This is a genomic window from Fusobacterium sp. JB019 (assembly GCA_030673965.1).
In the GTDB taxonomy this organism is placed as follows: Bacteria; Fusobacteriota; Fusobacteriia; order Fusobacteriales; family Fusobacteriaceae; genus Fusobacterium_B.
On sequence record JAUTCN010000007.1, the window covers coordinates 1 to 24,411 of the forward strand.

Consider the following 24,411-nt stretch of genomic DNA (forward strand, 5'->3'; position numbering starts at 1 on the left):
TTCTTTTGTACTAACTTCACTGACAGCTTTTGAATTATCAAAACTGTTAAATTTTTCAGCTAGTTCTTTTTCTGTTAAATCTTCAGAAGTGATAATAGCTTTCATAGCTCCTTCTTCTCTAATTATTTTAACAAGTTGTCTAGTATCTACTCCTTTAAAAGCAACGATATTATTTTGTCTTAAAAATCCATCTAAAGTCATTTCACATCTAAAATTGTTAGGAAGTTTTGCATCTTCTTTTATTATAAAGCCTTTTAAATATGAACCGTTAGACTCCATATCTTCTAAATTTATACCATAATTTCCTATCATTGGATACGTCATAACAACAATTTGTCCACAGTAAGATGGATCAGTTAAAAGCTCTTGATAACCAGTCATTCCAGTATTAAAAACTATTTCTCCTACTGTATCGTTAAGTTCTCCAAAGATTTTCCCTTCAAAAACATTTCCATTTTCAAGAATTAATTTTCCTTTCATGTAACCTCCTAATAAAATTATATAAAAAAAAAGATATAACATTTAAGTTATATCTGAAATTCAAAATAAATATTAAAAAAATAAGAAAAAAATGAAAAAATAAATAAAAAATAGGAAATTCTTAAATTATCATAGTCCTTAAAAATAGTTCTAAATTTATACATCATTTCCTCCTTGTTAATTTCTTAAAGAAGAGTATACTATAAAAAAAAAATAATGTCAAATAAAATAAAAAATATGGTATACTAGATAGAGCATTAAAATTCATAGTAGGGAGGCTTCTAATGAAATTTAAAATAATAACAAATAACAAAAAAGTTTTTCATTTCTATAAGGAGACTGATGATGTTGTTTATTTGAAAGATACTTTAAAAGAGGCTAATTTAACAAAGGTTTTAGCAGAAGTTTATAAATATGTATTGAAGGGGCATAAATTATTGAGTGATCCAATAATTTATAATTTAGAAAATATAGAGAATCCATTTAAATCAATATTAATTTCTAAAGATATTGATAGAAGTGGAATAAATTCTTTAAAAATGGTAAAGGGTGCTTTAAAAATATCAGAAAAATTACCTCAGCCTGATTTAGAAAAAAATTCCAAGGATCGTCTAGAGGAATACAGGTACGTGGATCTTAATTTATTGAGAAATAGTATAAAAGAATTAAGTACAAAAAATAAATAGGTGGTGTAGGGTGAAAAATGATATTGATTTTAGAAAAATAGTACAAAAAACTAAATTTAAATTCATTCCAGTGATAAGTTTAAAAGATAACTCAATATATGGTTATAAAATTATAAAAGATTTTAGTGAAGCAGGTTTTGAGGATAATGACTATATATATAATTGTGCCTTTGAAGATGGACTGTTTGAATTTTTTATTTTAAAATTACAAGAAAGATCTTATAAAATAGCTAAAGAAAAAGGTCTTCTAAATAGTAAATTATTTTATACATTAAGAGCAAGTCATATAACTGATCCAGATTTCTTTTTTTCTAGTGTAAATAATTTAACAAGTAATTTTGGAATATTGCCAGAAAATCTTGTTTATGAAATAAAAGAGGCGAAAGAATGGAGTAAAATCGATAGCTTTTTAAATTATTTAGATGAGGATACAATATTTTTATTTAAAGAAACGCAAAAAAATCCTTTAAATTTAAGTATTGTAGAATATTTATCTCCAACATTTTTAGAAGTATCTTCTTTGGAGAGTGTAAATAAGATAAAAGCAAATAAAAATATAGATAGTAAAATTATTTTTAAAGTGAGCGGTAATAAAAGGATAATAAGCAGTCAGTTACTTAAGAAAAAAATTGATTTAGCATACAAATATTAGAAAAAATTTGACAATTTAGAAAATAAGTTTTATAATAGCACAAATAAAAAAAAAGGAGTTCTTAATATGTTTAAAACTATAAGGAGACAAAGGAATATTAGTAGTAAAATAGAATATTCTAGAAGTCTGTTTAGGTTATTTTAAAATATATAAGAATGAGATTAATTAAATAAGCATATAAAATGCATTAATTTTTAAGTTAAAACCATTTTTAGATATAAATCTAAAAATGGTTTTTTTTGTTTATAAAAATAAAAAAAGGTGGTTAGAAATGTTAGAGAAAATAGAAAAAAAATATAAAGAAATATTTTCAGATTTAAAACATTTAAATGAATATTTATATAATAATCCAGAAATTGGAAGAGAGGAAATAAAAGCGTCAAAAGCGCATATAGAATTATTAAAAAATAATGGATTTGAAATAACTGAAAAATATATAGGGATAAAAACAGCCTATAAAGCAGAATATAAATCTAAAAAAAAGGGACCTAGAATTTGTTTTATGGCAGAATATGATGCGTTACCTGAAATAGGACATGGATGTGGTCATAATATATTAGGAGTGACAAGTGTTGGAGCAGGAATAATATTAAAAGAATTTGTGGATATTTATGGAGGAAGTGTTATAGTACTGGGAACTCCAGCAGAAGAAAACTTTGGTGCAAAAGTAGATATGGCAAAAGCAGGGGTATTTGATGATATAGATGTAGCTATAATATCTCATCCAACAGGGGGATGTCATAAAAAAAGTTCATCTAGCCAAGCTATTCAAGCCTTAGAATTTAAATATATAGGGAAAAGTGCCCATGCAGCGGGAGATCCTTATAATGGGATTAATGCTTTAGATGCAGTTATTCAATTATTCAATAGCGTTAATGCTTTAAGACAGCAAATAAAACCTACTTCAAAAATACATGGGATAATTTCTAAAGGTGGAGAAGCAGCAAATATTATTCCTGATTTAGGGGTGGCTAATTTCTATATTAGAGAAAAAACAACTAAAGAAATGGAAAAATTAAGTGAAAAAGTAATAAATTGTGCTAAGGGAGGAGCAATAGCTACTGGTTGTAAATTAGAAATAAGAAATTATGAATATACATTTAAACATTTAATTACAAATGAAAAATTATCAAATATTTATAGTGAAAATTTGATGAAATTAGGAATAAAGAAAATAGAAATGTCAGAATCTGATGGTTCAACAGATGCAGGGGATGTAAGTCATGTTTGTCCCACAATTCATTCTTATTTTCCAATAGCAAACAAAGAGTTGGTAGGTCATAGTTTAGAATTTGCAAAGGCAACTATAACAAAAGAAGCTTATAAAGGAATGAAGGAAGCTATGTTTGCGATGATTTTAACAGGAATAGATATAATTACAAAAAAAGATTTACTTGAAGATGTAAAAAAAGAATTTAAAAAAATTAAAAAATATAATTAAAATATTAGGAGGAAAAATTATGAAAAAAATATTAGTTTTAATGTTAACAGTGGTTGTTTTTAGTTTTAGTTTTGGAATGAAAAAAATATATGTTGGTACAAATGCAGAATTTAAGCCTTATGAGTATTTAGAAGGAGATAAAATAGTAGGTTTTGATATAGAGCTTATGGAGGCTATGGCTGGAAAATTAAATTATGAAGTTAAATGGGTAAATATGAGTTTTTCAGGTTTATTACCAGCTTTACAAAGTAATAAAATAGATATTGTAATAGCTGGTATGGCAGCAACTCCAGAAAGAGCAAAAGCGGTAGATTTTTCTAAACCTTATCTTGCTTTTGGAACAGGGCACGCAGTTATTGTTAATAAGGACAGTAATATTCTTATAAAGGAAGATTTAAAAGATAAAGAAGTGGGAGTTCAGTTAGGTTCCAAACAAGAACAATTAGCTGAAAAAGAGGGGGCTAAAATAGTTTTATTTGATTCTTTTGCAGGAGCGATTCTAGCATTAAAACAAAATAAGATAGATGCAGTAGTTATGGATGAGAATAGTGGAGAAGAATATATGAAAAAAACAAAGGAATTAAAAATAGTTGATAAAATTATGGATAATTCTCCGGGGGAATCTTTAGCATTTAAAAAAGGAAATAAAAAATTATTAAAAGAATTTGAAATAGCCTTTGAGAAAGTATTAAAAAATGGTGAATATTTAGAATTAGTTAAAAAATATTTTCCTAATAAAGTAGAGAAAAATATTATTAAATAAATATTTGAAAAACATATGAAATATAGTATACTAGTATCGGAAGTTGCTTTTTATGGAGGGAAATTATGGTTAATAAAAAATACACGATATTAGTAGTTGATGATAGTGAAATAAATATAAGTATATTAGATAAAATATTAAAAGAGGATTATAATGTCTTATCTGCAAAAAATGGAAAAGAAGCTTTAGAGATTATTCGTTCTGAAAAGCATAAAATAGCAACTATTTTACTGGATTTGGTAATGCCTATAATGGATGGATTTGAATTTTTAAGGATACATCAAAAAGATAGATTAATTTCAGGTATACCTATTATTGTTATGACTCAGCAAAATGATACACAAACTGAAATAAAGGCTTTATCATTAGGTGCTTCTGATTTTTTACCTAAACCCTATAATCCAGTTATAATAAAACATAGAATTAACAATATCATTGAATTAATCCAAAATTCTTTACTTGTAAATACTTTAGAAAAAGATAGTTTAACTAACTTATATACTAAAGAAGCTTTTTATGGATATGTTGAAAGATATTTAAAAAATTCCAAATTAGAATTTGATATAATCGGTTTAAATATTGAAAGATTTAAATTGATTAATAATATTTTTGGAATGAAAGAGGGAGATAAATTACTTAAATTTATAGCAAATTTAATAGAAAGAAAATTTGCTGATTATAAGATTATATGTTCCAGAGCTGTTGCAGATCAATTTTATATTTTTATAAATAGGGATGCAAAATATGAAAAGATATTATACGAAATAGAGAAAGAAATAAAAAGTTATAATTTAAATATAGAAATTTTAATGCATTTTGGAATATATGAAATAAAAAATTTAAAAGATCCAGTGAGTATAATGTGTGATCGAGTAAAATTAGCTATAGATTCAATAAAAGGAAAATATAATATACTTTATTCCTATTATGACGATGAAATAATAGAAAAAATAATGGCAGAACAGCAGCTTTTAAATTGTATGGAAGAGTCTCTAGAAAATAAAGATTTTAAAGTTTATTTACAACCGAAAACTAACTTAATAACAGGAGAAGTTGTAGGAGCAGAGGCATTAATTAGGTGGATACATAAAGATTTAGGTTTTATAACTCCAAATAGATTTATTCCTTTATTTGAAAAAAATGGATTTATAACAAATATTGATATGTTTGTATTAGAGAGAGTATGTTTTGTAATAAAAAACTGGTTAGAACGAGATATAAAACCAATAAAAATTTCAATAAATTTATCTAGAGTAGATATATATAACCCAAATTTAATAAATATGATGATGGTAATTATTGATAAATATCAAGTTCCTATTAAATATATTAGTTTAGAAATAACAGAAACTTCTTATACAGAAAATTCTAAGCAATTAATAACAGTAGTAAAACAATTGAAAAAAATAGGATTTAACATAGAAATGGATGATTTTGGAAGTGGTTATTCTTCTTTAAATATGCTTGAGGAATTACCAATTGATGTTTTAAAATTAGATATGAAATTTTTGGAAACTTCTTCAAAAACAAAAAATAATATAGGAATTTTAAATTTTGTAGTAAGTTTAGCAAAATGGTTAGATTTATCTTTGATTGTAGAAGGGGTAGAAACTTTAGAACAAGTTAATTATTTAAAAAGTATAGGTTATGTTTATGGTCAAGGGTATTATTTTTCTAAACCTATGCCAGAAAATGATTTTGAAGAATATTTATTGAAAAAAAGAGATGGATTAATAAATTTAAGTAAAAAGGAAAAAGTAAAAAATTTGTTTGTTCCTTTGATTGAGATAGAAGAAATATGGAATCCCAATTCTCAATTTAGTAAAATTTTTGGAAGTAATCTTGGAATTTTTTCAATATTGGAATATACAGATAGAAAATTATCAGTAATAAGAGCCAATGAAAGATTTTTTGAAAAAGTTAACATTTCTAGAGATATAATCTATAATAAAGAATTAAATATTTTAGATTTAATTCACAATCAAGATAAGGAAGAGTTTATTCAAAAACTTGATGGGGTATTTATAGGGAATAAAGAATTTTCAATGAAATTAAAAGTAAAAGATTTAAATGATTTCTCTACTTATTTTAAATCGGATATAAAAGTAGTTCCTTTGATAACCACAACAACAAAATTAATTTTGTTAGTTTCTTATGAAAATATAGAAAAAATAAATAATTAAAATGAAAAAGAACCAAAGTTTATAAAACTTTGGTTCTTTTTTTTGAGATAATAATTGAAATAATAATTCCGATTAGGCAAGGGAAAAGCCATGCAAAACCAGATTTAGAAAAAGGAATTGAATTAAAAAAATTATAAAGATATGAAATTTTTAAAGTACTAGTAATCATTTGCAAAATAACAATTGTTAGAGTTGTATAAGTAGCTGTTCTATAAACTAGCTTATTTGATACTTCAAAAATATTAAGAAGTATTAAAATTATTGTAACAGGATAAAGAATACATAAAACAGGAACAGATAATTTTATAATGAAATCAACACCATTAATAGCCATAATAGCTGAAAAAATACAAGTGAAGGTTGCAATATTTTTATAAGAAAAAGTGGTTATTTTTTCAAACCAGTCTCCAACTAGAGCAACTAGTCCAACAGAAGTAGTTAAACAAGCTGCAGAAACACAAATTCCAAAAATTAATTTTCCTAAATGTCCCATTGTTATCTGTGCAAGATATAGAGAAGCCATTGTTGTTGAAGAAAAATTAGAAATGCCACTTATTCGAGCTCCTAAATAAATTAAACAAAAATAAATAAGTCCAAGTCCAAGAGCAGCAATGATTCCTGCAATAGATAAATATTTTTTCTTTTCATTAAAATTAGTTATTCCTTTTTCTTCTAAACCTTTTACAATAATACTTCCAAATAAAACAGAAGCAATAGCATCCATAGTTTGATATCCATTAATAAATCCATAAGTAAATACATTATCTACATCTTTAGAAATTGGAGATCCTATATCCTTTGTTATTCCTAAAAAAGATAATAATATAAGAATTATTAAAATAATAGGTGTTAAAAATTTTCCAATAATATCGGTAATAGTAGATTTTTTTAAAACTAAAGCTAAGGTTAAGCTAAAAAAAAGAATAGATCCTATAATAGATACAAAGAAATGATAGTTGCTATTAACAAAAGGAAGGATACCCATTTCTAAAGTTGTGGATCCTGTTCTAGGAATAGCAAATAAAGGTCCAATTACTAAAACTAAACAAGTGCAATAAGTAGTATTGAAACGAGAAGAAATTTTAATTGCAAAATTATCTAATTTTCCAATTTTAGTGAAAGAAAGAATACCTAGTAAAGGTAACCCTACTCCAGTAAGAAGAAAACCTATTCCAGAAAAAAACCAATCTTTTCCTACATTAACTCCTATAGAAGGAGGAAATATTAAATTTCCTGCTCCAAAAAACATCGCAAATAAAGCAAAACCCATAATAATAATTTCTTTTTTTTTCATAATTTAATCCTTTACATATATATTTTTTAACGCTTGAATATAAATTATATCAAAAATATAAAATTGTATCAACTTTTTGTAAGGGGGATTAGCTATTTGGAGACAAATTCTTCACATGGAGACAAAAAAATACAAGCGAAATAACTTATGTTAAGAATAAATGGGGATTGAAATTTTGGCATAATTTTTGCTTACTCTTATACCAGAGATTAAGGAAAGTAAGGGGTGAAAAATGAGACCAATTTCAATAATAACAGCAGAAGCAGCAGCAAACTTAATAAAAGATGAATCAACAGTATTTATTGGAGGGTTTGTTGGAGTTAATGCTCCAGAAGCTTTGAATAAAGCAGCAGAAAAAAGATTTTTAGAAACAGGATCACCTAAAAATTTATTCGTTTATTTTGCAGCAGGGCAAGGTAATAGAGATGGAAGTCAAACAGATCACTATGCACATGAAGGAATGGTAAGGAAAGTAGTTGGCGGGCATTGGAATATGATTCCTAAAATGGGAAAGATGGCTTTAGAAAATAAGATAGAAGCTTATAACTTTCCACAAGGGACTCTATGTCAATTATTGAGAGATACAGCAGCTAAAAAACCTGGGATAATCACACACGTAGGGCTAAATACTTATGTGGATCCTAGAATTTCAGGAGGAAAATTAAACAATATAACTAAAGAAGATTTAGTTGAGTTAATTGAAATTCATGGAGAAGAAAAATTATTTTATAATGCTATTCCTATAGATATTTGTTTTATCAGAGGAACATATGCTGATGAATCTGGAAATATTAGCTTAGAAAGAGAAGTAGCAACTTTAGAAGCAACTTCTGCAGCACAGGCAACTAAAAATAATGGTGGGGTTGTAGTAGTTCAAGTAGAAAAAATATTAAAAAATGGGATGTTAGATCCTAAATTAGTTAAGATACCAAGAATATATGTGGATGCCGTTGTAATAGCAGAGCCAGAAGATCATGAACAGTGTTTTGGATGTTCTTATGATCCAGCAATGACTGGAGAAGTTGTTATTCCTTTAAATAGCATAGAAACTCCTAAAATGAGTACTAAAAAAATAATAGGAAGAAGAGCTGCAATGGAGTTAACTGAGGATACAGTAGTTAATTTAGGAATAGGAGTTCCTGAATACATTTCATCAGTTGCAAATGAAGAAGGAATAGGAGAATATTTTACTCTTACAGTTGAGGCAGGAGCAGTTGGAGGAATACCTCAAGGTGGAACTCGTTTTGGAGGGTCTATAAATCCAGAATGTATATTAGATCAACCTTATCAATTTGATTTTTATGATGGTGGGGGAATCGATTTAGCATTTTTAGGCTTAGCAGAAGCAGATGCGAAAGGTAACATAAATGTATCAAAATTTGGTCCTAGAATAGCAGGATGTGGAGGATTTATTAATATAACTCAAAACGCTAAAAAAACATATTTTTGTGGAACATTTACTACAGGAGGATTGAAAACAAAAATAGAAAATGGGAAATTAGTAATTTTAGAAGAGGGCAAGAAAATAAAGTTTGTAGAAGAAGTAGAACATATAACTTTTAGTGGAGATTATGCAAATAAAATTAATCAGCCTGTTAAATATATTACTGAAAGAGCTGTTTTTGAATTAAGAAAAGATGGAGTTTATTTAGTAGAAGTAGCTCCAGGGATTGATATACAAAATCAGATAATTGATTTAATGGGATTTGTTCCTAAAATAGATGGAAAAGTTGAGCTGATGGATGAAAGAATTTTTAAAGATCAAGTAATGGGATTAAAAAGATAATTATAAGGAGGAGTTAAAGATGGAAAATATATTATTTGAAGAAAAAGATGGGGTAATGTTTATAACTATTAATAGACCAAAGGCATTAAATGCTTTAAATTCTTCAACTATAGAAGAACTAGGAGAAGTTATAGCTAATGTTGAAAAGAGAAAAGATATAAAAACAGTTATAATTACAGGATCAGGAGAGAAGGCATTTGTTGCAGGAGCTGATATTTCTGAAATGCATACGCTTAATGCTATGGAAGGAAGAGAATTAGCTAGAAAAGCTCAAAAAGTATTTTCTAAAATAGAACATATGCCACAAGTTGTAATTGCTGCTGTTAATGGATATGCTTTAGGTGGTGGATGTGAATTATCAATGGCTTGTGATCTAAGAGTTGCATCAGAAAAAGCAAAGTTTGGGCAACCAGAAGTTAATTTAGGAATTTTACCTGGATTTGCAGGAACACAAAGATTGCCAAGATTAGTAGGAAAAGGAATTGCAAAAGAATTAATTTTTACTACTGATATGATTGATGCAAAAAGAGCTTATGAAATTGGACTTGCAAATAAAGTAGTAGCTCATGAATCATTGATGGAAGAAACTGAAAAAATGGCTAGGAAAATAATGACTAAGGGAATGTTTGGTGTATCATTAGCAAAAGCAGCTATAAATGATGGAATGAATATGGATACTGAGTCAGCTTATAAATATGAAGCGGATATGTTTGGATTATGTTTTGCAACAGAAGATCAAAAAGAAGGTATGGAGGCTTTTTTAAATAAAAGAAAAGCTGATTTTAAAAACTTTTAAAAATTTTAATATTTAAGAATATATGACTAAAAATCTTTAGGTATTAAAATAATTAATAAAACAGGAGGAAAAAATGGATTTTAAATTAACAGAAAAACAACAATTTATTCAAAATATGGTTAGAGAATTTTCAGAAAAAAAATTAGCACCAGGAGCAATAGAAAGAGATAAAACTAGTGAATTTGATGTGGAATTATACAAAGAACTTGGGAAAATGGGAGTAATAGGGTTACCTTATCCTAAAGAATATGGTGGATCTGGAGAAGATTATATGGCTTATGCTCTTGCTGTGGAAGAAATTTCAAAAGTAGATGCGGCAGTTGGAATTTCATATTCAGTAAGTACTTCACTTTATGGTGGATCAATAATGGCTTCAGGGGCAACAGAAGAACAAAAGAAGAAATTTTTAACACCAGTAATGAAGGGAGAATCTTTTGGAGCTTTTGGTTTAACAGAACCAAATGCAGGATCTGATGCAGGTGGATGTATAACAACAGCCGTAAGAGATGGAGATTATTATATTATAAATGGTTTGAAATGTTTTAGTACTAATGGACCTTTAGCAGATTACTATGTGGTTTATGCTCTAACAGAACCAGAAAAAGGAGCAAAAGGATTATCAGCATTTGTTCTTGAGACAAAAACTCCAGGATGTTCAGTAGGTCATATTGAAGATAAATCAGGAATAAAATCAGCTCAAGTTTCAGAGATGATTTTTGAAAACTGCAGAATTCCAGCAGAAAATTTACTTGGAAAAGAGGGAGATGGATTTAAAATAGCAATGAAAACTCTAGATGGAGGAAGAATAGGAGTTGCAGCTCAAGGTTTAGGAATTGCAAAAGGTGCATTTGAAATAGCAAGAAAATATTTAATGCAAAGAAAACAATTTGGAAAGCCACTATTTAAAAATCAATATATAGCTTTTAAAATGGCGGAATTAAAAGTGCAAATAGCTCAAGCAGAAATGATGCTTTATAAAGCAGCAACAGATAAATCATTAGGAGAACCTTATTCTCAATCAGCAGCAATGGCTAAATTAGTTTGTACAGATGCAGCAATGAAAGTAACTACAGAAGCAGTACAAATGTTAGGTGGAAATGGATATATGAGAGAGTATGAAGTAGAAAGAATGATGAGAGATGCTAAAATTACTCAAATTTATGAAGGAACAAATGAAATTCAAAAATTAATAATAAGTGGATCTATTTTTAGATAAAGTTTAATTAAAAATTTGGATTAATTATAAAAGGTAGCTATTTTTATAGCTATCTTTTTTTATTGCTTTTTTTTGATAAAACCTTTAAAATGAGATTAAGAAATATTTTGAAAATAAAGAATATTTTTCAAAAGGGGTGAGTATGAAAGATAAAGATTATTATTTGAGTAGAGAAATATTTGAACAACTATCTTCTATGACAGATGATGGTTTTATAGTTGTTAACAGAGAAGGGGAAGTAATTCATATAAATCAAAAATATTGTGATTTTTTAGGAACAAGTGAAAAAGAAGCGTTAGGGAAATCTATATTAAAAATAATACCTAATAGTATGATGCTTGATGTTATGGAAAAAAAATATTGTGAAGAATGTGTAATTCAAACATATATTTCAGGAACAGAAGCAGAAAAAGGAGCGATTGTTAGTCGTTCTTATGTTGAGGATAAATCAGGAGAAGTTATAGCTGGAGTGGCTCAAGTAAAGTTTAGAATACAAACTTTAGATATAGCTCAAAAATTAATGAAAAATTATATAGAACTAAAGTATTATAGAGAAGAATATGTTAAGAATAATAAGCTTAATTTATCTTTCGAAACTATGGTAGGAGATTCAAATAGTTTTTTAAGAGTTAAAAAATTGGGAATAAAAGCTTCTAAAACAAGTTTTCCTGTTTTTTTAACAGGAAATACAGGAACAGGAAAAGAAGTATTGGCTAAAGCAATTCATTTAAATAGTAATAGAAAAAATCGTCCTATGGTAAGTATCAATTGTGCTGCAATTCCTGAAAATTTATTAGAAAGTGAATTATTCGGATATGAAGAAGGAGCTTTTACTGGAGCTAGAAAAGGTGGTAAAAAAGGTAAATTTTTGATAGCAAGTGAAGGAACTTTATTTTTAGATGAAATAGGGGATATGTCTCTTGGAATGCAAGCTAAATTATTGAGAGTTTTACAAGAAAATGAAATAGATCCAATAGGAAGCACGTGTTCTGTTCCTATAAACGTAAGAATTATAGCAGCAACAAAGAAAAATATTGAAAAAATGGTTGAAGTAGGAGAATTTAGAGAGGATTTATATTATAGGTTAAATGTACTTAGAATAGAACTTCCAAATTTAAATGAAAGAAGAACAGATATTTTGAAATTGGCAGATTATTTTTTAAACAAATTAAATGTAGAATATAATACAGTGAAAGGATTTTCTAAAGAAGTAAAACAATGTTTAGAGAAATTTAATTGGCCAGGAAATATTAGAGAACTGGATAATGTTATAAAAAGTGCTTATGCTATAAGTGATGATTTAATAATAAAATTGATTGATTTACCTTCTAAAATTTCATTTTATACTAAAGAAAAAAATCTAAAAAATAAAGAAAATTTTGGTAATTTAAACATGTCGGTAGGAGAATATGAAAAAAATGTTATTTTAAATATATTAAAAGTTTCTAAAAATTGTCAAGAAGCTTCAGATAGATTAGGAATTCATAGAAGTGCTTTATATAAAAAGATAAAAAAATATAAAATAGAAAAAGACTTTTAATTGTAATTAAAAGTCTTCTTTGTTTTTTTGTTGATAACATCCTTTTCTTTTACAGTTTCTTTTAGGTTTAGTACAAATTTTATAATTTCCACCTTCAATTTTTAATAAGCCTCCGTTAACTATAAAATTGGCAATTTTTTTTCTAGCGCGAGTATATAAAAGTTGTACACTAGGACGTGACACTCCTATTTGTAAAGAACATTCTTCTTGGGTCATATTTTCATGATCAATAAGCCTAATAGTTTCATATTCTTCTAATGAAAGGATATTTTCTAAAAAGTTGCCCATAAGAGGATCATCTTGTTTAAAACTATTATATTTAGGCAATTCACATATATTTTTAAATTTTTTAGGTCGAGCCATAAAAAACCTCCTTTTTCATAATTATAGCATAAATAAGGTGGATTTTATCCACCTTATTTATGCTATAATTGATAATTTTATTTAAGAATTTCTTCAATTTCTTTAAGTCTATTTTCTAAAAAGTTTTTCTCTTCAAGTAAAGCTTCTTTTGTAATAGAAGAATAATCTTGTTTAAATCCAAAATTAAATCCTCTTCTCTTAATTCTTAAATTAGAATTATTGCTATTATTAACGCAAACTCCATTTATAGGGCCAGTTCCCATTGGACCAGTACCATCTCTTCTAGGCATAAACAACCTCCTTTAAATTATAGTTTTTAACATATGTTATTTATATAATTATTCTACTCTTTTTATTAGCATATGTCAATAACTATTTTTTATTTAAAGTTATTTTTTAAAAAGCTTATAAAATTTTTATAAGCAACTTTTTCAATCATTTCTTTAGAATAACCTTGTTTGTACAAAAAATTTATAAAATTTTGACATTTAGAAGCATTTTCTAGTCCTGTGGGAGTTTTATCAAAATGATTATTATCTAAATATTCACAAAAATCAAAGCCAAAGGCAATATAATCAATTCCTATAAGATCAACTAAGTATTTGAGGTGATTGAATAAATCTGATAAATAGACGTTTTCACAATTTTCTTTAATAAAATATTTATAGGCGTTAATACCAATCAATCCTCCATTTTTAGCGATTGCTATAATTTGATTATCGCTTAAATTTCTTGGAGAGTTACAAAGAGCTTTAACATTTGAATGGGAAGCTATTATTGGAGAAGAAGAAAGATTATAAATATCCCAAAAAGTTTTTTCATTAGCATGGGATACATCAATAATCATACCCAGTTCATTCATTTTAAGAATAATTTTTTCTCCATCAGAAGTTAAACCTCTATTTTTATTTCCTTTAGCTCCAGTTGCGAGTGAATTTTCTTCATTCCAAGTTAGAGAAGCATGTCTAAAACCAAGATTATAGAATACCTCTAACATGTTTAAATTATTTTTTATAGCTCTAAGCCCTTCAATGCCAAGTATTATATTTATTTTATCAGAAGAGATTTTATCTATATCAGAACGATTTTTAAGGACATTAAAAATATCTAAATTATTATTTAATTCTTCTATTGAAGAATTAATCATAAAAATCATTTCTTCTTCTTCTTTTTCTTTTGGAATTTTATTATTAAGCCATGCTACAAATATTCCCCCGATAATATTTCCTTTTTTAAATTTCTGTAAGTGATATTTTTTAAAAATATTTGTTTTTATTCCAAGTTTGCTTTTATTAGAAAAATCAAATAATATATCTGCATGTAAATCGAATATATTCATAAATTTTATTAAATTCCTCCTCATTATATTAAATTTAACAATTATTATCTTTAAACCAAAAAATAATATGTTTTTCTTTTTTATAAACTCCAAAGTCAAAATTTTGTTTGTGGAGAAGTTCTTTTACTATAGCAAGGCCAAGTCCAGTTCCATTTTTTCTGTTTCTGTTCTTATCCATTCTGTAAAAAGGGATCCATAAATTTTCTAAATTATTTTCAGAAATTTCGCTTGGATTTTTAATTTCAAAATAATTATTTTCTATAAAAATTTTAACGAAATCATTTTTATTAGAATATTTGCAAGCATTTTCTAAAAGATTTTTAATAACAATAGTCATTTTTTCTTTATCTGCATAAAAAAGATTGTCTTTCAATTTTAAGGAGATATTAATTTCAGGATATATTTTTTTTATTTTAGGTAATAATATATTTAAAATTTCTTCTGCTTTAAATTTTTCTTTTTTAAATGTTAAATAATTTCTTTCAGAACGTGATAGAAATAAAAGAGAAGAAATAAAATTATTCATTGTTTTTGTTTCTTCAATAATTGAATTTAGATAATATTCTTTATCTTTTTCTGTTTTAGCAATATTTTCAATTAAACCTTCTGAATAATTTTGGATAATAGATAAAGGGGTTTTTAATTCATGGCTAATATTAGATATGAATTCTTTTCTTAGTTGTTCAGTTTCTTTTTGTCTTTGAATATCTTTTTTTAGCAAATTTATATTTTCTTGAAGTTTATTTTCCATAATGTTTAAATTTTGTCCTAAAGTTCCAATTTCATCATGAGATTTAGAGTTGAAATTTTCAGAAAAATCCATAAGAGCTACTTTTTTAGCAGTTTCACTCATTTTTTCAATAGGTTTACTTATAAAATAAGAAACTATTAGAGAAAGAAAGTATCCACTTAGAAGTAGTAAAAAAAGATATTTTAAATATAAATCAGTTATTATATTTACAGGCTCTTTTACAGAACTAAAAGGTGAAGTGACAATTAATATTGAATTATTATTATAGTTAGTAGCCATTAAAATTTGTTTTTTTGTTTCAGAATTTTTATTGATTAATTTTGAAATGATATTGTTATTATGAATAAGATTATCAAATTCTGATTCATTTATTTTTAGATCAAAATCTTTCAAAAAAGATTTTCTTATAAGAAAAATTTGAATGTTATAATCTTCTTGTAGAGATTGAAGATCTCCAATATAGTTAGGATCTTTAATAATTTTAACAATTGATAAAAGTTTTTCTTGTTTAATTTTAAGATAATAATTTTCAAAGAAAAATTTATTGAAGATAAAAATACATGAAATAATTAATGTAATTATTGAAGAAGTCAATAGAAAAATTTTATTTTTAATTTTCATTTTTGTCCTCCTCTAATTTATATCCAAGACCTCTAACAGTTAATATATAATTTCGATTTATTTTTTTTCTTAAACGTTTTATTTGAGAATCAACAGCTCTAATATCTCCAGAATATTCATAACCCCAAAGTGAAGTTATGATTTCTTCTCTAGTTAAAACTTTATTTTTATTCTTTAAAAATAGATTTAATATTTCAAATTCTTTTTGAGAAATTTCTATAAATTCATCTTTAATTTTAACAGTTCGTTTATCTATATTTAAAATTAAATCTTTAAATATAATTTCTTGATTATTTAAATCTTTTCTTAAAAAGGCTTTAACTTTAGCAACTAAAATTTTCATACTTACAGGTTTAATAATATATTCATTGATTTTAAGATTGTAACCTTTAAGTATATCATCTTCGTCGCCTCTAGCAGTAAGCATAATAATAGGAATATCCTTATTATGAGTTCTTATTTCTTTTAATACTTCAAATCCATTTAATTTGGGAATCATTAAATCTAGGATTATAAGGTTAGGTTTTTTTGAAAAATATAAGTCTAAAGCATCTTCACCGTTGTCAGTTTCAAGGATATTAAATTTTTCATTTAAAAGAAAATCTTTTATAATTCTTCTTAATTTTAAGTCATCTTCTACTATTAATATTTTTAAATTCATATAATCCTCCTTAAAGTATTTATGTTCATTTTAATTATATCAAAAAAAATAAAAAAATAGTGAGAATTATCTCACTATTTTAAAAAGATAAGTTATTTATTTTTATGAGTATGTCTAAATTTTTGGATAGAAGTTTTAATTTCAGCTTTTGTTAAACCAATATTTTTGTTTGTTTCTTCAACTTTATTCCAATCTACTTTTTCTTCTAGTAACATTTTTTTAACTGAAAGATTAAGTTCTTGAACATGAATTCTTTTTTTATCTAATTCTAATTTTAGTTCTTTAGGTAAATTAGATTTTTTTCTTTTTTGAGAACCCATCATTTTTTCATGATGCTGTTCATTAGAATGTTTAAGATTAACATTTTTAGTTTGCGTATTACAATATTCTTTTTTCATTGTTTCTTTTTGATCGTTGTTTCCTCCTTGAGCAAAAGATAGTGCAGATATTAAAGTTAATCCTATTAAAATATTTTTCTTTTTCATAAATATCACCTCTTTAATTAATATGTTTTGTTTTATTATGGTTTAAATATATCATTAAAATATGTCATAAAGATGTCAAAAGAAAATAATCTTTATAAAAACTTGTAAAAATGATAATATATCTAATAAACAATTAAATTATTATTTAAATAATAAATTATAGAAGGAGAAAACGATGCAAAAAAAATTAATTATTTTAGGAACATCTTCAGGTGTTGGTAAATCAATTTTAACAACAGGAATATGTAGAGTTCTGTATAAAGATGGATATAAAGTAGCCCCTTTTAAAGCTCAGAATATGTCTAGAAATTCATTTACTCTTGAAAATGGATTAGAGATATCAATAGCTCAAGTTTTACAGGCGCAAGCCTGTAATTTAAATCCAAAAGAATATATGAATCCTCTTTTATTAAAACCTTTAGGAAATAATATGATAGATATATATTTAAACGGAAAACATTATTGTAACATGAATGGAAAGGAATATACTAAAAATAAAGGAAAATTTAAAAATGATGTTTTAGAGGCTTTTAATAAGCTAAATAATTTTCAAATATGCATATTAGAAGGGGCAGGGAGTCCAGTAGAAATAAATATAAAAGAAAATGATTTAGTAAATATGGGAATGGCAGAAATGATAGATTCGAAAGCTGTTTTAGTGGCAGACATAGATAGAGGAGGAGTATTTGCTTCTATTGTAGGGACAATTACTTTATTAGAGCCTGAAGAGAAAAAAAGATTAAAAGGAATTATTATAAATAAATTTAGAGGAGACAAGGATATTTTACTTCCAGGAATAGAAAAATTAGAAAAAATAACAGGAGTTAAGGTTATAGGGGTTATTCCTTATAATGAAATTGATTTAGAGGAAGAGGATAGTCTTAATGATAAAAAGGATAGAAAATATATAGAGAAAAAATTAAATGGGAAAACATATGAAGAATATAAAGAACATCAATTTAATAGATTGGAAGAATTAGTAAGAAATAACTTAGATATGAATGAAATTTATAAAATTTTAGGGGATGAATAAATTATGTTTAGTTTAAAGTTTCTTATAGCCTATGTTCTTGATTTAATTTTTGGAGATCCTGAAAAATTTCCTCATCCAGTTAGAATAATAGGAAATCTAATTAGTTTATTAGAAAAAAAATTATATTCTTATGATAAAAAAGTTTTTTTTGGTGGTATAACGGCAATTCTAACTATAATAATTACATTTTTAGTGAGTTATTTAGTTGTTTCTTTATCAGAGATTTTAGAAATAATACTTTTATATACAACCTTAGCTACAAAATGTTTAGCTGATGAAGGGATGAGAGTATATAAAATCTTAAAAAAAGGAGATTTAAAAGAAGCTAAAGAAAAATTAGCTTATTTAGTGAGTAGAGATACAGAAACAATGGAAAAAGGAGATATAGTTAGAAGTGTTTTAGAAACAATTTCAGAAAATTCTATAGATGGAGTTATTGCTCCAATGTTTTATGCATTTATAGGGAGTTATTTTTCTATTAAGGGAATTTCTTTAGCTGTTCCTTTCGCTATGACATATAAAAGTGTTAATACACTTGATTCTATGTTAGGCTATAAAAATGAAAAATATTTAAAATTTGGAAAAATATCAGCTAAAATTGATGATTTAGTTAATTTGATACCTGCGAGACTAGGAGGGATGATATTTATTCCTTTAGCTTCAGCATTAATAGGGTATAATTATAAAGAGAGTTTAAGGATTTTTTTTAGAGACAGAAAAAATCATGCTAGTCCAAACTCAGGGCATGGAGAAGCTGCTTTTGCAGGAGCTTTAGGAGTTCAGTTTGGTGGAAAAACAAAATATTTTGGTACTTGGTATAATAAACCAACTATAGGGGAAAAAATAAAAGAATTTACAATTTCAGATATATTAGAAGGTAAAAAATTATTATATAGTTCATCTTTTATAAGTTTTTTAATTTTTTTCATTATATCTTTAATTTAGAAAGGGGAAAAATTGGATTTACACGGAGGAAATATTTATAAATTATTAAGAAGAGGAGAAAAAAATATTTTAGATTATAGTTCTAATATAAATCCTCTAGGAGTTCCAGAGAGTTTAAAAAAAAGTATTATTGAAAATTTTGAAATCTTAGAAAAATATCCAGATATAAATTATATAGAGTTAAGGGAAAGCATAGGGAAATATAATAAAATTTCAAAGGAGAATATTTTAGTAGGAAATGGAGCTACAGAAATTTTATTTTTATATATGAAAGCTTTAAAACCTAAAAAAGTAATAATAGTTTCTCCTACTTTTGCAGAATATGAAAGATCTTTAAAAACTTTTGATATAGAGATTGATTTTTTTCCCCTTAAGGAAGAAGAAAATTTTATACTGGATATTGAAAAATTAAAAAATAAAGGTAAAGATTATGATTTAGTAGTTTTATGTAATCCTAATAATCCAACAGGAACTTTTATAGAAAAAAACAAATTATTATATTTAAATAATTATTTAAAAAAATTTAATACAAATCTATTTATAGATGAATGCTTTATAGAATTTGTAAAAGACTGGGAAGATAATACATTAATAGATTTAAAAAGTGAAAATATATTTATTCTTAGAGCATTAACAAAATTTTTTGCACTTCCTGGGATAAGATTAGGCTATGGATTAACTTATGATTCTCATATAATAAAAAAAATAGAAGAGATTAGAGAACCCTGGAGCGTTAATGCTTTTGCTGATTTAGCGGGGAAAGTAATATTAAAGGATGAAAAATATATATCAGCAACTAAAAAATGGATATTAGAAGAAAAAATTTGGTTTTATAAAGAATTGGGAAAAATAGAAAAATTAAAAGTTTATAAGACTCATTCAAATTTTATATTAGTAAAATTAAAAACAATGAGTTCAGAAAATTTTTGTAAGTTAATGGAAAAGAAAGCTGTATTAGTGAGAAACGCTTCAAACTTTAGATTTTTAGATAATAAATATGTAAGATTAGCGATAAAAGATAGGGAGAAAAATGAAAAAGTTTTAAAAATAATAAAAGAGGTATTAAAATGAGAGGATTTTTAATAGCAGGAGCTAGAAGTGGGGTAGGGAAAACAACCATAGCTATGGGGTTGATGAAATGTTTTGAAGATGTTTCTCCTTTTAAAGTAGGACCAGATTATATTGATGGTAAATTTCATGAATATGTTACTTTAAATAAGAGTTATAATTTAGACTATATACTTATGGGAGAAGAGGGAATAAAAAAAACATTTATAAAAAATTCTAAGAAAATTTCTATTGTTGAAGGAGTTATGGGGCTTTATGATGGGAGAGGAATAGAATTAAATAATGGAAGTTCAGCCCACATAGGAAGGATTTTAGATTTACCAGTTATATTAGTTGTTGATGGAAGAAAAATAAGCACTAGTATAGCAGCTGAAGTTTTGGGCTATAAAAATTTAGATAGAAGAGTTAATATTGCAGGGATTATTGTTAATAAGGTTTCAAGTGAAAAAACTTATAAAATTCTAAAAGATTCAATAGAGAAATATTGCGGTATTAAATGTATAGGGTATATGAAAGATATAAAGAATATAGGAATAGAAGAAAGACATTTAGGATTAATGCAAGCAGAAGAAATAAAAGATTTAGATGTAAAAGTAGAAAAAATAAGTTGTGAAATGAGAAAAACTATTGATTTAGATTATATATATAAAATTTCCAAATTAAAAGAAATAGAAGAGGGAAATTTTCTTAAAAAATTAATATCTGATAATAAGAAAAAATATAGAGGTATAAAAATAGGAATAGCTAAAGATGAGGCCTTTTCTTTTTATTATAATGATAATATAGAATTTTTAAATGAAATAGGCATTGAAGTTATTTATTTTTCACCTATTCATGATGATGAAATTCCAAAAGATTTAGATATGCTATATTTTGGGGGAGGTTATCCTGAAAATTATACAAAGGAATTATCTGAAAATAAAAATATGATTAGTTCTATAAGAAATTTTTTTAATAAAAATGGAGTTATATATGGAGAGTGTGGTGGGTTTATTTATTTATCAGATACTTTAGAAACTTTGGATGGGGAAAAATATAATTTTGTAGGGATATCAGGAAATAGTATAAAAATGAAAAATCGACTAAATATAAAGAGGTTTGGATATGTTGATATAGAATATAAAGATAAACTTCAAGGTAAAGGACATGAATTTCATTATTCAGAAATTATATCTTCAAATGAAAATATAAAAAAAGAATTTAAAGTAAAAAAAACAGATGGTAGAAATTGGACATGTGGATATCATGTGAAAAATCTTTTATGTGGTTATCCTCATATTCATTTTTTTAAAAGTCAAGATATAATTTTTGATTTATTAGATAAAGCAAAGGAGTTAAAATGAAAAAATATATAAAAGTTCCTGAAAATATAGAGAAAAAAAGTTTTGAAATTATTGCTGAAGAATTAGGAAGTAAGGAAAAAGAATTTTCTCAAGAGGAACTTAAGATTGTTAAAAGAGTAATACATACAACAGCAGATTTTGAGTATGCAAATTTAATAAAGTTTATAAATGATCCGATAACTAAAGGAAAAGAAGCTTTGAAATTGGGATGTAAAATATATTGTGATACTAATATGATTGTAAATGGTTTAAACAGTAAGATTTTAAAAAATTTTAATTGTGAAGCTTATTGTTTAGTAAGGGATGAAGAAGTTGTTAAAGAAGCAAAGGAAAGAGGAATAACTCGTTCTATAGTAGGAATTGAAAAAGCTGCAAAATCAAATGATACAAAAATATTTTTAATAGGAAATGCTCCAACAGCTTTATATAAATTAAAAGAAATGATTATTGAAGGTGAAATAGAAAAGCCATTATTAGTAGTAGGAGTTCCTGTAGGTTTTGTAGGAGCTGCAGAATCAAAGGAATATTTTAAGGATACAGGAGTTCCTTATATAACTATTGATGGAAGAAAAGGAGGTAGTACTGTAACAGTTTCCATTCTTCATGGAATTTTATATCAACTTTATAAAAGAGAGGGATTCTAATGGGAAAAAAATTAAAATCTGGTTACACCACAGGGAGTTGTTGCGCAGCTGCTATAGCAGCAGGATTAAATTTTTTGATATATAATAGAAAATTAAAAAATATTCAATTAGAAACTTTAAATAGTAAAAAAATAAAAATACCAATTTTAAAATTAAGAAAAAAAAATAATTTTGTAACCGTAGGAGTTAAAAAATATTCTGGGGATGATCCTGATGTAACTAATGGAATTGAAATTTATGCAAAAATAAAAATAGTTAAAAAGTTAAAAAAAGATAGTGCAGGTTATATTCTAGGTAATAACTTAATTATAGGTGGAAGAGGAATAGGCAAAGTTACTAAAAAAGGACTTAGATGTGAGGTTGGGAAATATGCAATTAATCCAGGACCTTTAAAAATGATGGAATTAGTTTTAAATGATTTTGTAGATGAATTGGAAAATATTTTTTTAGAAATAACATTATATATACCTAAAGGAAGAGAAATAAGTAAAAAAACATTTAATCCTAAGTTAGGCATAATAGGTGGAATTTCTATATTAGGTTCAACAGGAATTTTAAATCCTATGAGTGAAGAAGCTTTAAAAGATTCTTTATATGTTGAGATGAAGGTTTTAAAAGAAAATAGTGATAAAGATTATATAGTTTTTGTTTTTGGAAATTATGGTAAAAAATATTGTGAAAATATAGGATTAGATTCTTCTAATTTAATGGTTATTAGTAATTATGTGGGGTATATGTTGGAAGTAGCTAAAGAATTGAAATATAATAAGATAATTCTTATAGGGCATATTGGTAAAGCAATTAAGATAGCAGGAGGTATTTTTAATACTCATAGTAAGGTAGCAGACGCTAGAATGGAGATTATGGGAGCCAATGCTTTTTTAAATGGAGAATCAAATGAAAATGTTAAAAGAGTTTTAAGTTCTAATACAGTTGAAGAAGCTTGTGATTATATAGAAAATGATGAATTTTTTTTCAAAATAGCAAATAAAGTTTCTGAAAAGATAAAAAATTACTTAAAGACAGAAGAAGTTCAATGTGAGGTTTTATTATTTTCTTTTAAAGAAAAAATATTAGGGTATAGTGATAAGTTTTATAAATTAATTGAAGAGGTAAAAGAATGAGTATAAATATTGTTGGTTTAGGAGTAGGAAACTTAGATTATATAACTGAAATAGCTAAAAAAAAATTAATTGATTCGAATATAATTATAGGAGGAGAAAGACAGTTAAAAGATATTTCTTCTATAGTAACTTCTCAAAAGCTATATAGATTAAAAAAATTAGATGATATGAAAATATATGTGGATAATAATATAAATAAGAAAATATGTTTTATAGTTTCTGGAGATACAGGCTTTTATAGTTTAGTTTCATATTTAAAAAAATTTTATAAAGAAGAAATAGATAGTATAGTACCTGGAATATCTTCTTTTCAATATTTATTTTCTAGAATAGGAGAAACTTGGGAATATTATAATTTATATAGTATTCATGGAAGAAACTTAGATTTTATTAAAGAATTAGAAAAAAGTAAAAAAGGAATAATATTATTAACTGATAAAAAAAATTCTCCTAGATATGTTGGAGAACAATTATATAAAGAAAAGTATTATGACGTTGAAATGATTATAGGAGAAAATTTATCTTACGAAAATGAAAAAATAGAAAGATTTAAAATTGCAGATTTAAAAGAAAATATACGAGATTATGAAATTAATGTTTTGATTTTAAAAAAGGAGTAATATGCATATTAGAGATGAAGAATTTATAAGAGATAAAGTTCCTATGACAAAAGCAGAAGTAAGAATGATTTCTATAGGTAAATTGGATTTAAAAGAAGATTCTATTTTAATAGATGTAGGCGCAGGAACAGGAAGTATTGGGATAGAAGCATCAACTTATTTAAAAAAAGGAAAAGTTTATGCTATTGAGAAAAAGGATAGTAGAGTAGATTTAATTAATAAAAATTTAAAGAAGTTTAAAGTTAATAATTTAGAAGTTATTTATGGGAATGCTCCAATAGATTTAAATATAAAAAAATTTAATAGAATGTTTATAGGCGGTTCTTCTAATAATATGAGTGGAATAGTAGATTATTTTTTAGAATATTGTGATTCTTTAGGGGTTTTAGTTATAAATGTTATTGCTCTTGAAACTTTAAGTGAAGTTTTAGAGATTTTAAAAAATAATAAAGATAGATTAGAAGATATTGAAGTGGTAAATATAAGTATTTCTAAAAATAAAAACATAGGGGATTATACTATGATGATAGGTGAAAATCCAATATATATAATTAGTGCTAAAAAAAAATAAAAAGAA

The 24,411-nt window shown here is 25.5% G+C and carries 25 protein-coding genes; 17 read left to right on the plus strand and 8 right to left on the minus strand.

Annotated elements, in window-relative coordinates; genetic code table 11:
* Nucleotides 1–480: carbamoyl-phosphate synthase domain-containing protein (locus Q7K47_05605; protein ID MDP0506695.1), on the minus strand; the 480-nt coding region annotated here is incomplete at its 3' end.
* A gap of 284 nt (nt 481–764) precedes the next feature.
* Between Q7K47_05605 and Q7K47_05610 the strand changes: the two genes are divergently transcribed.
* The 5 genes from Q7K47_05610 (at nt 765) to Q7K47_05630 (ending at nt 6,205) form a co-directional block, all read left to right on the plus strand.
* Nucleotides 765–1,166 carry a GrdX family protein gene (locus Q7K47_05610; protein ID MDP0506696.1) on the plus strand — a complete coding sequence of 134 codons (402 nt, stop codon included), beginning with the start codon at nt 765–767 and terminating at the stop codon, nt 1,164–1,166.
* A gap of 10 nt (nt 1,167–1,176) precedes the next feature.
* Nucleotides 1,177–1,818 carry a hypothetical protein gene (locus Q7K47_05615; GenBank protein MDP0506697.1) on the plus strand — a complete coding sequence of 214 codons (642 nt, stop codon included), beginning with the start codon at nt 1,177–1,179 and terminating at the stop codon, nt 1,816–1,818.
* Between the two features lie 271 nt (nt 1,819–2,089).
* Nucleotides 2,090–3,259, plus strand: coding sequence for a M20 family metallopeptidase (locus Q7K47_05620; protein ID MDP0506698.1), 1,170 nt, complete (start codon nt 2,090–2,092; stop codon nt 3,257–3,259).
* Nucleotides 3,260–3,278: 19 nt separating this feature from the next.
* A complete protein-coding gene (locus Q7K47_05625; protein MDP0506699.1) occupies nt 3,279–4,022 on the plus strand; it encodes a basic amino acid ABC transporter substrate-binding protein in 744 nt (247 codons plus the stop codon).
* A 65-nt stretch (nt 4,023–4,087) separates the two neighbouring features.
* Nucleotides 4,088–6,205, plus strand: a complete 2,118-nt coding sequence (locus Q7K47_05630; protein MDP0506700.1) for an EAL domain-containing protein — start codon at nt 4,088–4,090, stop codon at nt 6,203–6,205.
* A 19-nt stretch (nt 6,206–6,224) separates the two neighbouring features.
* Here the strand turns inward: Q7K47_05630 and brnQ are convergent, their stop codons facing one another.
* On the minus strand, nt 6,225–7,499 hold the full coding sequence (gene brnQ / locus Q7K47_05635) for a branched-chain amino acid transport system II carrier protein (GenBank protein ID MDP0506701.1): 1,275 nt from the start codon (nt 7,497–7,499) through the stop codon (nt 6,225–6,227).
* A gap of 232 nt (nt 7,500–7,731) precedes the next feature.
* Here brnQ and Q7K47_05640 point away from each other — a divergent pair, with 232 nt between their 5' ends.
* The 4 genes from Q7K47_05640 (at nt 7,732) to Q7K47_05655 (ending at nt 12,837) form a co-directional block, all read left to right on the plus strand.
* Entirely contained in the window at nt 7,732–9,285 is a 1,554-nt protein-coding gene (locus Q7K47_05640; GenBank protein MDP0506702.1) for a CoA-transferase, read from the plus strand.
* A 19-nt stretch (nt 9,286–9,304) separates the two neighbouring features.
* On the plus strand, nt 9,305–10,081 hold the full coding sequence (locus tag Q7K47_05645; GenBank protein MDP0506703.1) for an enoyl-CoA hydratase-related protein: 777 nt from the start codon (nt 9,305–9,307) through the stop codon (nt 10,079–10,081).
* 73 nt (nt 10,082–10,154) lie between these two features.
* Entirely contained in the window at nt 10,155–11,297 is a 1,143-nt protein-coding gene (locus tag Q7K47_05650) for an acyl-CoA dehydrogenase family protein (GenBank protein MDP0506704.1), read from the plus strand.
* A 142-nt stretch (nt 11,298–11,439) separates the two neighbouring features.
* Nucleotides 11,440–12,837, plus strand: coding sequence for a sigma 54-interacting transcriptional regulator (locus Q7K47_05655; GenBank protein ID MDP0506705.1), 1,398 nt, complete (start codon nt 11,440–11,442; stop codon nt 12,835–12,837).
* A 6-nt stretch (nt 12,838–12,843) separates the two neighbouring features.
* Here Q7K47_05655 and Q7K47_05660 read toward each other — a convergent pair whose 3' ends face one another.
* The 6 genes from Q7K47_05660 to Q7K47_05685 form a co-directional block, all read right to left on the minus strand.
* Nucleotides 12,844–13,200 carry a DUF134 domain-containing protein gene (locus tag Q7K47_05660; protein ID MDP0506706.1) on the minus strand — a complete coding sequence of 119 codons (357 nt, stop codon included), beginning with the start codon at nt 13,198–13,200 and terminating at the stop codon, nt 12,844–12,846.
* 77 nt (nt 13,201–13,277) lie between these two features.
* Entirely contained in the window at nt 13,278–13,490 is a 213-nt protein-coding gene (locus tag Q7K47_05665) for a DUF5320 domain-containing protein (GenBank protein ID MDP0506707.1), read from the minus strand.
* An 89-nt stretch (nt 13,491–13,579) separates the two neighbouring features.
* Nucleotides 13,580–14,539: a dipeptidase gene (locus tag Q7K47_05670; GenBank protein MDP0506708.1), complete on the minus strand. Its 960-nt coding sequence runs from the start codon at nt 14,537–14,539 to the stop codon at nt 13,580–13,582.
* A gap of 34 nt (nt 14,540–14,573) precedes the next feature.
* Complete coding sequence (locus Q7K47_05675) at nt 14,574–15,911, minus strand: HAMP domain-containing sensor histidine kinase (GenBank protein MDP0506709.1); 1,338 nt, start codon at nt 15,909–15,911, stop codon at nt 14,574–14,576.
* On the minus strand, nt 15,901–16,572 hold the full coding sequence (locus tag Q7K47_05680) for a response regulator transcription factor (GenBank protein MDP0506710.1): 672 nt from the start codon (nt 16,570–16,572) through the stop codon (nt 15,901–15,903). The genes Q7K47_05675 and Q7K47_05680 overlap by 11 nt, the downstream gene beginning before the upstream one ends.
* 92 nt (nt 16,573–16,664) lie before the next feature.
* Nucleotides 16,665–17,057, minus strand: a complete 393-nt coding sequence (locus tag Q7K47_05685) for a hypothetical protein (GenBank protein MDP0506711.1) — start codon at nt 17,055–17,057, stop codon at nt 16,665–16,667.
* Between the two features lie 175 nt (nt 17,058–17,232).
* Here Q7K47_05685 and Q7K47_05690 point away from each other — a divergent pair, with 175 nt between their 5' ends.
* From Q7K47_05690 to cbiT, 8 genes are read left to right on the plus strand one after another with little or no spacing between them, the layout of a single operon-like run.
* Nucleotides 17,233–18,090 (plus strand): cobyric acid synthase, encoded by an 858-nt coding sequence (locus tag Q7K47_05690; protein ID MDP0506712.1) that lies wholly within the window; start codon nt 17,233–17,235, stop codon nt 18,088–18,090.
* A 3-nt stretch (nt 18,091–18,093) separates the two neighbouring features.
* Nucleotides 18,094–19,035 carry an adenosylcobinamide-phosphate synthase CbiB gene (cbiB, locus tag Q7K47_05695; protein ID MDP0506713.1) on the plus strand — a complete coding sequence of 314 codons (942 nt, stop codon included), beginning with the start codon at nt 18,094–18,096 and terminating at the stop codon, nt 19,033–19,035.
* A gap of 12 nt (nt 19,036–19,047) precedes the next feature.
* The gene (locus tag Q7K47_05700; protein MDP0506714.1) at nt 19,048–20,106 is read left to right on the plus strand and encodes a histidinol-phosphate transaminase; all 1,059 of its coding nucleotides are present in this window, start codon (nt 19,048–19,050) and stop codon (nt 20,104–20,106) included.
* Nucleotides 20,103–21,446, plus strand: a complete 1,344-nt coding sequence (locus Q7K47_05705; protein ID MDP0506715.1) for a cobyrinate a,c-diamide synthase — start codon at nt 20,103–20,105, stop codon at nt 21,444–21,446. The genes Q7K47_05700 and Q7K47_05705 overlap by 4 nt, the downstream gene beginning before the upstream one ends.
* Nucleotides 21,443–22,090, plus strand: coding sequence for a precorrin-8X methylmutase (locus Q7K47_05710; GenBank protein MDP0506716.1), 648 nt, complete (start codon nt 21,443–21,445; stop codon nt 22,088–22,090). Before Q7K47_05705 ends, Q7K47_05710 begins: the two co-directional genes overlap by 4 nt.
* The gene (gene cbiD, locus Q7K47_05715; GenBank protein MDP0506717.1) at nt 22,090–23,214 is read left to right on the plus strand and encodes a cobalt-precorrin-5B (C(1))-methyltransferase CbiD; all 1,125 of its coding nucleotides are present in this window, start codon (nt 22,090–22,092) and stop codon (nt 23,212–23,214) included. The genes Q7K47_05710 and cbiD overlap by 1 nt, the downstream gene beginning before the upstream one ends.
* The gene (gene cbiE, locus Q7K47_05720; GenBank protein ID MDP0506718.1) at nt 23,211–23,834 is read left to right on the plus strand and encodes a precorrin-6y C5,15-methyltransferase (decarboxylating) subunit CbiE; all 624 of its coding nucleotides are present in this window, start codon (nt 23,211–23,213) and stop codon (nt 23,832–23,834) included. The genes cbiD and cbiE overlap by 4 nt, the downstream gene beginning before the upstream one ends.
* Nucleotide 23,835: 1 nt before the next feature.
* Nucleotides 23,836–24,405: a precorrin-6Y C5,15-methyltransferase (decarboxylating) subunit CbiT gene (gene cbiT / locus Q7K47_05725; GenBank protein ID MDP0506719.1), complete on the plus strand. Its 570-nt coding sequence runs from the start codon at nt 23,836–23,838 to the stop codon at nt 24,403–24,405.
* Nucleotides 24,406–24,411 lie beyond the last annotated feature (6 nt).